Annotated in this window: 10 protein-coding genes and 1 riboswitch; of the genes, 5 read left to right on the top strand and 5 right to left on the bottom strand. The window is 54.5% G+C overall.

Features of this window, described 5'->3' with window-relative positions; all coding sequences use genetic code 11:
* Positions 1–13 precede the first annotated feature (13 nt).
* Both PO881_RS16420 and PO881_RS16415 read right to left on the bottom strand, forming a co-directional pair.
* Positions 14–1,246: a multifunctional CCA addition/repair protein gene (locus PO881_RS16420; protein WP_210081097.1), complete on the bottom strand. Its 1,233-nt coding sequence runs from the start codon at positions 1,244–1,246 to the stop codon at positions 14–16.
* Positions 1,247–1,388: 142 nt separating this feature from the next.
* Positions 1,389–2,012, bottom strand: coding sequence for a TIGR04211 family SH3 domain-containing protein (locus tag PO881_RS16415; protein ID WP_101762988.1), 624 nt, complete (start codon positions 2,010–2,012; stop codon positions 1,389–1,391).
* A gap of 204 nt (positions 2,013–2,216) precedes the next feature.
* Here PO881_RS16415 and PO881_RS16410 point away from each other — a divergent pair, with 204 nt between their 5' ends.
* The 3 genes from PO881_RS16410 to hldE are packed head-to-tail and all read left to right on the top strand — an operon-like array spanning position 2,217 to position 7,895.
* On the top strand, positions 2,217–3,527 hold the full coding sequence (locus PO881_RS16410) for an inorganic triphosphatase (protein WP_280172094.1): 1,311 nt from the start codon (positions 2,217–2,219) through the stop codon (positions 3,525–3,527).
* A 25-nt stretch (positions 3,528–3,552) separates the two neighbouring features.
* Positions 3,553–6,411 carry a bifunctional [glutamate--ammonia ligase]-adenylyl-L-tyrosine phosphorylase/[glutamate--ammonia-ligase] adenylyltransferase gene (glnE, locus tag PO881_RS16405; protein ID WP_280172093.1) on the top strand — a complete coding sequence of 953 codons (2,859 nt, stop codon included), beginning with the start codon at positions 3,553–3,555 and terminating at the stop codon, positions 6,409–6,411.
* 59 nt (positions 6,412–6,470) lie between these two features.
* Positions 6,471–7,895, top strand: a complete 1,425-nt coding sequence (gene hldE / locus PO881_RS16400; RefSeq protein WP_110867313.1) for a bifunctional D-glycero-beta-D-manno-heptose-7-phosphate kinase/D-glycero-beta-D-manno-heptose 1-phosphate adenylyltransferase HldE — start codon at positions 6,471–6,473, stop codon at positions 7,893–7,895.
* Between the two features lie 37 nt (positions 7,896–7,932).
* On the opposite strand, the gene PO881_RS16395 is transcribed toward hldE, so the two are convergent.
* Complete coding sequence (locus PO881_RS16395) at positions 7,933–8,238, bottom strand: accessory factor UbiK family protein (RefSeq protein WP_008103418.1); 306 nt, start codon at positions 8,236–8,238, stop codon at positions 7,933–7,935.
* A gap of 171 nt (positions 8,239–8,409) precedes the next feature.
* Positions 8,410–8,559, top strand: a riboswitch (FMN riboswitch).
* Between the two features lie 104 nt (positions 8,560–8,663).
* Between PO881_RS16395 and ribB the strand changes: the two genes are divergently transcribed.
* Entirely contained in the window at positions 8,664–9,320 is a 657-nt protein-coding gene (gene ribB / locus PO881_RS16390) for a 3,4-dihydroxy-2-butanone-4-phosphate synthase (protein ID WP_280172092.1), read from the top strand.
* A gap of 59 nt (positions 9,321–9,379) precedes the next feature.
* Here ribB and PO881_RS16385 read toward each other — a convergent pair whose 3' ends face one another.
* A complete protein-coding gene (locus PO881_RS16385) occupies positions 9,380–9,763 on the bottom strand; it encodes a cell wall hydrolase (RefSeq protein ID WP_110867311.1) in 384 nt (127 codons plus the stop codon).
* Positions 9,764–10,036: 273 nt separating this feature from the next.
* Between PO881_RS16385 and ygiD the strand changes: the two genes are divergently transcribed.
* A complete protein-coding gene (ygiD, locus tag PO881_RS16380) occupies positions 10,037–10,822 on the top strand; it encodes a 4,5-DOPA dioxygenase extradiol (RefSeq protein ID WP_280172091.1) in 786 nt (261 codons plus the stop codon).
* A 38-nt stretch (positions 10,823–10,860) separates the two neighbouring features.
* Here ygiD and PO881_RS16375 read toward each other — a convergent pair whose 3' ends face one another.
* Positions 10,861–12,024: a glutathionylspermidine synthase family protein gene (locus PO881_RS16375; RefSeq protein ID WP_277974124.1), complete on the bottom strand. Its 1,164-nt coding sequence runs from the start codon at positions 12,022–12,024 to the stop codon at positions 10,861–10,863.
* Positions 12,025–12,029 lie beyond the last annotated feature (5 nt).

The raw sequence follows: 12,029 nt of genomic DNA, 5'->3' as shown, positions 1-12,029 counted from the left end.
CCCGCGCGGCTGGTTACACTGGCCGCGCGTTAATCAATTGCGCCTGCAGCACCGCCACACGCCGACGCGTCAACTCTTCCCGCACTTCCGCCCCTTTAAAACCTGCTGCCACCACATCTTTGGTTGGCACCGCTTGCGCCAGCGCAAACGCCTGACGCAAATAGTCGCCTTGCGGATAAGTCATGCTTTCCAGACCCGCGCGCCCGCGCGCATCCGCTTCGCTGGTCAGCGCCATCTTCTCCACGCGATCGGGCTTGCGCCAGGCATCAATTCGATCAAAAAGCGCGATTAACGCGTCAGCTGGCTGGCGCTCAATGGTGTGCACCACGTCATGGAATTCGGTCACCACTAACGCCAAATCACGCACCTGATTCGGCACGCGCAGGCGCTGGCACAGCGCTTCAACAATCGGCACGCCCGCGAGGCCATGACCATGATGACTCGGCCATTTTTCTGCTGGCGTCAGCGCCTTACCGACATCGTGGAACAGCGTAGCGAAACGCACATCAAGCTGATCCGAGAGCGCAGCGGACATCGCCAGCGTCATCAGCGCATGGATGCCGGTATCAATCTCGGGATGCCATTTGATCGGGGCCGGAATGCCATAAAGATTATCGATTTCCGGGAACAGCACCTGCAGCGCGCCGCAATCACGTAATACCTGGAAATAGACCTGTGGATTGCGCGTCAGCAGCGCTTTCTCCGTCTCTTTCCACACCCGTTCTGCGGTGAGGTGCGCCAGTTCGCCGCTGACCGCCATTTCGCGCATCAGCGCCTGGGTTTCATCAGCAATACGGAAATTCAGATGGGCAAAGCGGGCGGCGAAACGCGCCACGCGCAGTACACGCAGCGGATCTTCGTTAAAGGCGCTGGAAACATGGCGCAGCTGGCGTTTCGCCAGGTCGCGCTGACCGCCATACGGATCAATCAGCTCACCGCTGTCGCTTTGGGCGATGGCATTGATGGTGAGATCGCGGCGCTGCAAATCTTGCTCGAGCGTGACATCCGGCGCGAACTGCGTCACAAAGCCGGTGTAACCGTTGCCGCTTTTGCGTTCCGTACGCGCCAGCGCATACTCTTCACGGCTTCGCGGATGCAAAAAAACCGGAAAATCCCGGCCAACCTGCTGATAACCTTCCGCCAGCATCGCATCTGGCGTCGCGCCTACAACAACCCAATCTCTATCTTTTACCGGCAAACGCAGTAAGGCATCGCGCACTGCGCCACCGACCAGAAACGTCTTCACTCAACCACTCCAGAGGCAGATCAAAAATTGCGTGCTGAACACGCTTGTTACTTTATTGTTGCATACTTTGGCTAAATATCGGGCACGCCAAAAAGGGCATCTTACGATCCCCTTAAATAAAAGAACAAATCTGCGTGGCGCGTTAGTTCATCCAGCGATCGTTTTTCTTACGACGCGGCACCATATGCGGCAGCAACAGACCCAACAGCAGACCAACGCCCAGCACGCCGCCGCCATACATAAACCACTGCATGATGATGGTGCGCTGCTTGTCATCCAGTTGCACATTGGCGGCGCTGACTTTCTTCTGCGCGACAATCAGCTCATTTTTCAGCTTCTGATTCTCCGCTTTCAGGCCATCAATGGTGCCGTCGCTGTTGGCGACTTTGTTCTGCATCTCAGAAGTGCGCTGATTCCAGCTGTTGTCAATATTCGCTAGCTTGGCCGTCAGATCTTTAACCTGCTGCTCCAGTTGCGGTACGCGGGTACGCAGGCTAGGACTGGCGCTCAGTTGCGACAGTGGAATCCAGTTAGTTTTGCCTTCTGCATCACGAATCTGACCATATTGAGAGTCGTTATTGGTCTGCAGCAAGGTCACTTCCTCTCCGGCGTTCAGCTTACCGATCAGGCGATATTGATCGCCCGGACCGCTGCGCACCCAAGTGGATAATTCATCGGAGATGTAGCGTTTTTCGTCAGCAGCATGAGCAGGTGTGATGGCGCTGAAAGCCAGCAAAGAAAGGGCAGCAAGTGTGATTTTTTTCATTCGATGTCGTTTTTTCTTAATGGCGTAAAATTACCGGCACAGTCTGGAGACGCTTCTCAAAAATCTGAATGAGAACTATCCTGGTCTCAATCCGGTGCGAAAAGGGTCGTAAAAGCACAAGAAAGCGGAGACAGCGGGCTTCCGGTGCATTACTCTTCGCCAGATTAAACTCGTAAGTGCCAGCAGCGTATTGAATAAAAAATTATGACCATCGAAATCGAATTAAAGTTCATTGCTACACCGCAAGCCGCCGAAAAACTGGCGGAAAAGCTTGCCGCGTGGCCACATCAGCACTTCGCCGCGCGCGAGCTGACCAATATCTATTATGAAACCGACGACAACCAACTGCGTCGCTGGGACATGGGCCTGCGCATTCGTGGCGTTGACCAACGCTATGAAATGACGCTGAAAGCGGCCGGTAAAACCGTCGGCGGTCTGCATCAGCGTCCGGAATACAATGTTGATCTCACGGAGCCGCAGCTGGATATCGCGCGCCTGCCAGCCGAGATTTGGCCGCAGGGCACCGATATTGCTGCACTGCAATCGCGCCTGCAGCCGCTGTTCAGCACTCATTTCCAGCGCGAAGCCTGGTTGGTGCAATTTGGCGACAGCGAAATTGAAGTGGCGTTTGACCGCGGCGAAGTCGCTGCCGGTGAATTTAGCGAACCGCTTTATGAAGTCGAGCTGGAGCTTAAAAGTGGTCAACGCGATGACATGCTGAAGTTCGCTGAAGCGCTGGTTACGATGGGCGGCTTACGTCTCGGCAGCCTGAGCAAAGCCGCGCGCGGCTATCAGCTGGCGCAGGGTAACTTACCGCGCCCCATCCGTACGTTGCCATTGCAGAAAATCGCCGCGAAAGCGTCGGTTGAGCAGGGCATGATCAACGCAATGACTGCGGCATTGAATCATTGGCAATATCACGAAGAAGTGTGGCTGCGTGGTAATAATGATGCCAAAGCAGCGGTAATTGATGCGCTGGAAACGCTGCGTCAGGCGTTCTCACTGTTTGGTGCGTTGGTGCCACGCAAAGCCAGCAGCGATCTGCGCCAGAAATTAACCCGTCAGGAAGAGTTGCTGGCCGATGATGAGAACAATGCTGAAGCTACCTGCTTTTCGTTAACTTCGGTTGAGGCTCAGTTAGCACTTACTCACTGGCTGGTCGAGTCGCAGTGGCAAAAATGGCTCGACGACAAGAGCAAAAGCAAGCTGCAGGGATCGTTCAAGCGCTTCAGCGATATTATGCTAAGTCGTATTGCCGCCGATCTCAGAGAAACATTCGTTGATGTTCAACTGTTTAATGAGTTCCAGGATAAAGCGACGCGCCTGAATCGCCAGCTGTTGGCGGTGAACCTGCTGGCGGGTGCTTATCCGGCCGAAGAGGTGAATGTTTGGCTGGACGGTTGGCTGGAGTTACAGCATGCGATTCGAGAGAAGCAGGAGCGTGGCTTAATGCATCTGGTTAACCTGGCCGTGCGCCCCGCACCTTTCTGGCTCAATAGCGGAATCAAACGCTAACGAAAAATCCAATCAGGGAGAGAAGATGTTGTTACCGTTACCGGCGCTCATGCAGGCGCAGTTGGCTAATGTGGCAGAGCGACTTAATTTGCCATCCTCAGCGTTCACGCCAGAACAGGCGGGCGCGCTGACCTTTAGTGACTTTATCCTCGATAACCTGCAGCAGCATCCCGAATGGTGGCAGCATCTGCAACAGCAAGCGCCTGCGCCAGATGAGTGGCAGCAATATGCCCGCTGGCTGAATGACGTGCTGCACTCGGTTGAAAATGAAACCTCCCTGATGCGTGAACTGCGTTTGTTCCGTCGTCATATGCTGGTACGCATCGCCTGGATGCAGGCGCTGCAACACGCCACTACCGAACAAAGTTTGCAGCAACTCAGCACGCTGGCGGAAATCCTCATCGCTGCCGCGCGCGACTGGGTTTGGCAGGATTGCAGCCGCGACTTTGGTACGCCATGCAATGAAGCGGGTGAAGCCCAGCCGATGCTGATTCTCGGCATGGGTAAACTCGGCGGCTGTGAACTCAACTTCTCTTCTGATATCGATCTGATTTTTGCCTGGCCGGAAAACGGCGTAACCCAAGGTGGACGGCGCGAGCTCGACAATGCGCAATTCTTCACGCGCATGGGGCAGCGGCTGATCAAAGTGCTCGATCAACCAACGGTGGATGGATTTGTCTATCGCGTGGACATGCGTCTGCGTCCGTTTGGTGATAGCGGTCCGCTGGTGCTGAGTTTCGCGGCACTGGAAGATTATTATCAGGAGCAAGGCCGCGACTGGGAACGCTATGCGATGGTCAAAGCCCGGCTGATGGGCGACGATCATGGCCACTGGAGCCAGGAATTGCAGCAAATGCTGCGGCCGTTCGTCTATCGCCGCTATATCGATTTCAGCGTGATTCAATCGCTGCGTAACATGAAGGGCATGATCGCGCGCGAGGTGCGTCGACGCGGCCTGAAAGACAACATTAAGCTCGGCGCCGGTGGCATTCGTGAAACGGAATTCATTGTGCAGGTGTTCCAGCTGATTCGCGGTGGACGTGAGCGCTCACTACAATTGCGCTCTTTGCTCCCTACGCTCAAAGCGATTGGTGAGCTGGCTTTGTTAAGTCAGAAACAGGTCGATCATCTACGTGAAGCCTATTTGTTCCTGCGTCGGCTGGAAAACCTGCTGCAAAGCATTAATGACGAGCAAACGCAAACGCTGCCAGAGAACGAGCTCGACCGCCAGCGCTTAGCCTGGGCGATGGGCGCGGCAGACTGGACCGCGCTGATGGCGCAGCTTGAGCTGCAAATGGCCGGTGTGCGCGCCATCTTTGACGAGCTGATTGGCGACGATGCACCGGATGTCGACGATCAGCCGCAGTTGGCTGAGTTTGCCGGGCTGTGGCAGGACGCGCTGGAAGAGGGCGATCTCATCCCGGTGGTACCGCAATTGGACGATGCGCAGCGTCACGCGCTTTACAACGCGTTGAACAACTTCCGCCAGGATGTGAGCCGCCGTACTATTGGTCCGCGCGGTCGTCTGGCGCTCGACCAGTTGATGCCGCGTCTGCTCAGTGAAGTTTGTCCGCGCGAAGATGCCGATGTGCTGCTGAATCGTCTGACGCCGTTGTTGCTGGGCGTGCTGACGCGCAGCACTTATCTGGAATTACTCACCGAATATCACGGCGCGCTGCGTCATCTGATTCGTCTGTGTGCCGCGTCACCAATGGTTGCCAGCCAATTGGCGCGCTATCCGCTGCTGCTGGATGAGTTACTCGATCCCGCAACGCTGTATCAACCTACCGCAACCGACGCTTACCGCGACGAACTGCGCCAATATCTGCTGCGTATTCCCACCGATGACGAAGAGCAGCAGTTGGAAGCATTGCGCCAGTTTAAACAGGCGCAGCATCTGCGCATCGCCGCTGCCGATATTGCTGAAACGCTACCCGTAATGAAAGTGAGCGATCACTTAACCTGGCTGGCAGAAGCGATTATTGAATCCGTGGTGCAGCAAGCCTGGCAGATGATGGTGCAGCGATATGGTCGTCCATCGCATTTGACTAGCGACAGTGAGCGCGGTTTTGCGGTTGTCGGTTATGGCAAGCTGGGTGGTTGGGAGCTGGGTTACAGCTCTGACCTTGATTTGGTGTTCCTGCATGATTGTCCGGATGATGCGGAAACCGATGGCGAGCGCGTCATTGATGGTCGCCAGTTCTATCTGCGCCTGGCGCAGCGTGTAATGCATCTGTTTAGCACGCGCACGTCGTCCGGCATTTTGTATGAAGTGGATGCGCGTCTGCGTCCTTCTGGCGCGGCGGGTATGCTGGTCAGTACTTTTTCCGCTTTCAACGAATACCAGCGCAGCGAAGCATGGACCTGGGAACATCAGGCGCTGGTGCGCGCGCGCATCGTGTTTGGCGAACCTGCGCTCTGTGAACGCTTTGATGAAATCCGCCGTAACGTTCTTTGCCTGCCGCGAGACGTTGAGACGTTGCAAAAAGAAGTGCGTGAAATGCGCGAAAAAATGCGGGCGCATCTCAGCAACAAACAGAAAGGTCGCTGGGAAATTAAGACCGATGAGGGCGGTATCACCGACATTGAATTCATCGCGCAATACCTTGTCTTAAGCTACGCGGCCGATCAGCCAGCGTTGACGCGTTGGTCGGATAATGTCCGCATTTTCGAATTGATGGCGCGTCATGGCATTATGCCGGATGAAGAGGCGCAGGCTTTGACGCATGCGTACGTCACGCTGCGTGATGCGCTGCACCATCTGGCATTGCAGGAATTACCGGGCCATGTGGCGCCTGAAGCCTTTGTCGCTGAACGCGCGGTGGTCAACAACAGTTGGCAGCGTTGGTTAAGCGGTATCCAATCTGACAGCGCGGAACAGTGAGCCTGATGGCTTATGTGGTAATATCCCGCGCATTATTTTGACCGTGTTGGAGTCTCTGAATGAAAGTAACACTGCCCACTTTTGGCAAGGCCACTGTGCTGGTCGTCGGCGATGTGATGTTAGATCGCTATTGGTATGGCCCAACCAGCCGTATTTCCCCGGAAGCGCCGGTGCCGGTGGTGAAAGTGGATACCATTGAAGAGCGTCCAGGCGGCGCGGCAAACGTCGCCATGAACATTGCTGCGCTCGGTGCAGCATCACGGCTGATTGGCTTGACCGGCGCCGATGATGCCGCGCGCGTGTTGAGCGAAACCCTGCAAAAGGTCAACGTCGACTGTGATTTTGTGGCGGTACAAAGCCATCCAACCATCACCAAATTGCGCGTGCTTTCGCGCAATCAGCAGCTGATTCGCCTCGATTTCGAAGAGGGTTTTGAGGAGATTGATCCGCAGCCGATTCACGATCGTATGCGTCAATCGCTGACGCAAGCGGGTGCGCTGGTGCTGTCTGACTACGCCAAAGGCGCGCTGAACAGCGTGCAGACCATGATTCAATTAGCGCGTGAAGCTAAAGTGCCGGTACTGATTGATCCTAAAGGCACTGATTTTGAACGTTATCGCGGTGCAACGCTGCTGACGCCGAATTTGTCTGAATTCGAAGCGGTTGTGGGTAAATGCAAAAGCGTGGAAGAGATTGTCAGTCGTGGCATGCAGTTAATCGCGGATTATGAGCTTTCCGCGCTGCTGGTAACCCGTTCTGAAAACGGTATGACGCTGCTGCAGCCGGGCAAAGCGCCGCTGCATCTGCCTACGCAGGCGCAGGAAGTGTATGACGTGACCGGTGCGGGCGATACGGTGATTGGCGTGCTAGCCGCAGTGCTGGCGGCTGGCGACAGCCTGGAAGAAGCCTGTTTCCTGGCGAATGCTGCGGCTGGCGTCGTCGTCGGTAAGCTCGGTACTTCCACTGTCAGCACTGTTGAGCTGGAAAATGCCATTCACGCCCGTCCGGAAACGGGATTTGGTGTGATGACCGAAGCGGAGCTGAAAGCCGCTGTTGCGCTGGCGCGTCAGCGTGGTGAGAAAGTGGTAATGACCAACGGCGTGTTCGACATCCTGCACGCTGGCCATGTTTCTTATCTGGCGAACGCGCGCAAGCTGGGCGATCGCCTGATTGTGGCCGTTAACAGTGATGCCTCGACGAAGCGTCTGAAAGGCGAAACGCGTCCGGTCAATCCGCAAGAAAACCGTATGATTGTGCTGGGTGCGCTGGAAGCGGTGGATTGGGTGGTGCTGTTTGAAGAGGATACGCCACAACGTCTGATTGCGGGAGTGCTGCCAGATCTGCTGGTAAAAGGCGGCGACTACAAGCCGGAAGATATCGCGGGTAGCAAAGAAGTGTGGGCAAACGGTGGTGACGTGCGCGTATTAAACTTCGAAGATGGCATCTCAACCAGCAACATCATCAAAACGATTCGCAGTCATTAAGTGTGAATGGGCGGGAGGAAAACTCCCGCCCATTAGCTTACTGCGGAGTATCAATTTTCCCAGCGGGATCTGGCGTGATGATCGCCGGCGCGGGTGCCGCTGGACTTTCACTTTCTAACTTCGCCAGGCGCTGTTCCAGCGCAGCTAATTTCTCGCGCGTGCGCAGCAGTACCTGCGTCTGCACATCAAACTCTTCACGATTAACCAGGTCCATGCGCGTCAACTGCGCCTGCAATACCTGACGGATTTTCTTTTCGACATCATCGCCAAAATCGCGAATCCCTTTCGGCATCGCTTCATGTACCTGGCGAGCCAGTTGTTCAATTTTTTTCGTGTCGATCATGATTATTTCCTGGTTACGGTGGCCGATAGCTGCGCGTGTTCGGACTCAATAGCTATTAAGTGTAATGCCTGAAACGAAAAGGTTAAACCTGAAATCCGCAACGCAGGAAATGCAAAAGCATTTGCACTTTTGTCGATTGCCCGACCAGATGATTGGCGTTATAGTTTGTTCGCTTATTCTCAGGGCGGGGCGAAATTCCCCACCGGCGGTAAATCAGCTCTCGCTGAAAGCCCGCGAGCGCTCTCACAGCAATGTGAGAGGTCAGCAGATCCGGTGTAATTCCGGAGCCGACGGTTAGAGTCCGGATGGGAGAGGGTAACGACATCAGCCGGGCTTTGCCCGCGTCACGTTTTTGCCATGTGTTTTGTACGCACTCCTAAGCACGCCCTGGTTCTGGTAACTCATATTTTATAAGGTTTTTTACCATGAATCAGACGCTTCTTTCTGAATTTGGCACGCCTGAACAGCGTGTAGAGCGCGCCATTGATGCGCTGCGCAACGGCCGCGGTGTAATGGTGCTCGACGATGAAAATCGTGAAAACGAAGGTGACATGATCTTCCCGGCAGAAACCATGACCGTTGAACAGATGGCATTAACCATCCGTCACGGCAGCGGTATTGTGTGCCTCTGCATCACCGAAGAGCGCCGTCAGCAGCTTGAGCTGCCAATGATGGTGGAAACTAACACCAGCGCTTACGGCACCGGTTTCACGGTGACAATTGAAGCTGCAAGCGGTGTGACCACCGGCGTTTCTGCCGCCGATCGTATTACCACCATTCGCGCTGCGGTGGCAGATGGCGCTAAGCCTTCAGACCTTAACCGTCCGGGCCATGTTTTCCCGCTGCGTGCGCGTGAAGGCGGTGTTCTGTCGCGTGGTGGACACACTGAAGCGACTATCGATCTGGTGACGCTGGCGGGATTTAAACCTGCAGGCGTATTGTGCGAATTAACCAATGATGATGGCAGCATGGCGCACGCGCCAGAAGCGATCGCGTTTGCAAAGCAACATGATATGCCGGTCGTCACCATTGAAGATTTGGTGGCGTATCGCCGTCAGCGTGAAACGCGTCACGCCAGTTAACTGAATTAATACAGAAAAAAGAGGCCGGATTGATATCTATCTGGCCTCTTTTTTTTGTTTTAACGATTGGCATAAAACACGTGATTGCCAATTACTACTGTACGCTGAAAAGTATGACGCCAGGCCGGTTTAGCATGATGTGCATGGAAAAAGGTCGCGCCTTTCGTTACGTCCTGTAATTCCCCTTCAACAATCTTCTGTGCCAGCTTTCTGGCGCGTTGCCAGCTTTTATCTTCATGTGGTGGATAACGATAAGGATGCTTTTTGAGAGACGTCCAGGAGAACTGCTTAGGTGCATACACCACAGGACAGATCTCTTTGACATCCCAATTGGCCCGGTTCATGGTCACCGTACCAACGGCTATTTGTCCTTTAATCGGTTCGCCACGCGCTTCATGGTAGATATTCATCGCCAGGCACAATATTGCTCCCTGAATTAACATAAATTCCAACTCATCTTTCTAAAACCGAGGGGAGTTTAAGAAGTAGATTGATTGGATGTAACAAGACTGGTCTCGCTCGGTCTTAGGTGCGGGCTATATCACTGATATCTAAAAGGCTCGCGTGCAATATTGAGACCTAACCTGTGTCGAATTTATCCGCCCTATATCATTCAAATTCTCTGACAGAGATCATCATACTTATCAGCGTTAATCCCCTGGTGAAAGCGCGTATCGTAGCGGTTAACAAAGCGACACTTCGTCAAAGGATTAATCATGAGCACTACACGCATGCCTGCGCTGTTCCTTGGTCACGGCAGCCCGATGAACGTACTGGAAGATAATCGTTATACCCAAACCTGGCAGCAATTGGGCGCAACCTTGCCGCGTCCACGTGCGATTCTCGCGGTTTCGGCGCACTGGTACACACGCGGCACGGCGGTGACGGCGATGAATAATCCGCGCACTATCCATGATTTTGGTGGTTTCCCGCAGGCGCTATTTGATGTGCGCTATCCCGCGCCGGGATCGCCAGAACTGGCTCAGCAAGTGATGAATTTACTGGCTCCGAACGCCGTTCATGCCGATCAGGAGTGGGGTTTTGATCATGGTTCCTGGGGGGTGCTGGCAAAAATGTATCCCGATGCCGACATCCCAGTGGTGCAACTGAGTATCGACGGCACTAAACCTGCTGAATGGCACTACGCCTTGGGGCAAAAGCTGGCGTCATTACGAGATGAGGGTGTGATGATCGTGGCCAGCGGTAACGTGGTGCACAATCTGCGTATGCTGCGCTGGCAGGGCGCAGAAACCGCGTATCCGTGGGCGGAGAGCTTTAATCAGTTTGTACGTGAGAATCTGGATTTCCACGGTGAGGCAGCAGATCACCCATTGGTGAACTTTATGCAGCATCCGGATGCACAGCTTTCGAACCCAACGCCTGAACACTATCTACCGCTGCTCTATATTCTTGGCGCGCGTGCCGCTGATGAAGCGATCAGCATTCCTGTGGAAGGGATGGAGTTGGGGGCGATCAGCATGATGTCAGTGCAGATTGGCTAATGCGCAAGGCCGCCCGAAGAGTGCGGGCGGCACAGCCTTTACTCAACAAAGGTATGCGGATAGAAGCGCGACAGATCCTGCGTGATCAAGGCACGATCTTCGCGTAAGCCGATGCCCGCAGGTTGATCGTCAATCAGCCAGCTACCGATCAAGGTATAGCTATCACCGAATTTCGGTAGCTGATAGAACTGCTGGATAATCATGCCTTCTTCGCCATACGGACCATCGGCGCGGGCGATCTCCTGACCGTTTTCAATGATACGAATATTGGCCCCTTCGCGTGAAAACAGCGGTTTCACCACGTACTTATCCATCTGCGGCGCGTTCTTATCATCGGCAAAGTAAGCGGGCAGCAAATTGGGATGATTAGGGAACATTTCCCACAGCAGCGGTAACAGCGCTTTATTGGAAATGATGCTTTTCCAGGCCGGCTCCAGCCAACGCACGCCCGCATCCGCCAGCTTGGTAGAAAACACTTCGCGCAGCATGAATTCCCACGGATAGAGCTTAAACAGATTGCTGATGACCTGATCGTTTACGTCGGTAAACTGGCCTCTTTCACCCAATCCAATCTCGTCAATATAGAGAAACTCGCTCGGCAATCCGGCTTCAGTGGCGCAGTCCTGCAGATATTGCACCGTGGCGCGATCTTCCTCAGTATCACGGCAGCAGGAGAAGTGTAGCCAGTTGAAACCGAACTGCTGATGCAGCGTGGCGAAGCGCTCAATCAGCTTCTCTTGCAGGCTGTTGAACTGGTCGCTGCCCTGCGGCAGATTGCCCGCTTTGACCTGGTCTTCCAGCCAAATCCACTGAAAGAAGGCGGCTTCATACAGCGAGGTTGGTGTATCAGCGTTGTTTTCCAGCAGCTTAGCGTCACCTTTGCCATCCCATGCCAGATCGAGGCGCGAATAGAGCGAAGGCTGGCGCAACTTCCAGGAATCACGCACAAAGTCCCAGGTGTGCTTAGGAATACAGAAACGGGTGAGCAGCTCGTCACTGTTCACCACTTTTTCCACCGCCTGCAAACACATCTGGTGCAGTTCGGCGGTGGTATCCTCAAGCTGTTCAACCTGCGCTAGCGTGAATTGGTAGTACGCATCTTCACACCAGTAAGGTTCGCCATACATGGTGTGAAACTGAAAACCATACTCCGCGGCTTTTTCACGCCAGTCTGGACGTTCGGGGATTGCAATACGTTGCATGCTGC

The organism is Pantoea sp. SS70 (genome assembly GCF_029866845.1).
Taxonomy (GTDB): domain Bacteria; phylum Pseudomonadota; class Gammaproteobacteria; order Enterobacterales; family Enterobacteriaceae; genus Pantoea; species Pantoea leporis.
The sequence above is the reverse complement of the archived record's forward strand: the minus strand, read 5'-3'. Positions and strand labels throughout refer to the sequence as shown.

Excerpts from the sequence above, each read along its gene's own strand:
- PO881_RS16415 (WP_101762988.1), bottom strand. The coding sequence starts at position 2,012 with ATGAAAAAAATCACACTTGCTGCCCTTTCTTTGCTGGCTTTCAGCGCC.
- PO881_RS16410 (WP_280172094.1), top strand. The coding sequence starts at position 2,217 with ATGACCATCGAAATCGAATTAAAGTTCATTGCTACACCGCAAGCCGCC.
- glnE (WP_280172093.1), top strand. The coding sequence starts at position 3,553 with ATGTTGTTACCGTTACCGGCGCTCATGCAGGCGCAGTTGGCTAATGTG.
- hldE (WP_110867313.1), top strand. The coding sequence starts at position 6,471 with ATGAAAGTAACACTGCCCACTTTTGGCAAGGCCACTGTGCTGGTCGTC.
- PO881_RS16395 (WP_008103418.1), bottom strand. The coding sequence starts at position 8,238 with ATGATCGACACGAAAAAAATTGAACAACTGGCTCGCCAGGTACATGAA.
- ribB (WP_280172092.1), top strand. The coding sequence starts at position 8,664 with ATGAATCAGACGCTTCTTTCTGAATTTGGCACGCCTGAACAGCGTGTA.
- PO881_RS16385 (WP_110867311.1), bottom strand. The coding sequence starts at position 9,763 with ATGTTAATTCAGGGAGCAATATTGTGCCTGGCGATGAATATCTACCAT.
- ygiD (WP_280172091.1), top strand. The coding sequence starts at position 10,037 with ATGAGCACTACACGCATGCCTGCGCTGTTCCTTGGTCACGGCAGCCCG.
- PO881_RS16375 (WP_277974124.1), bottom strand. The coding sequence starts at position 12,024 with ATGCAACGTATTGCAATCCCCGAACGTCCAGACTGGCGTGAAAAAGCC.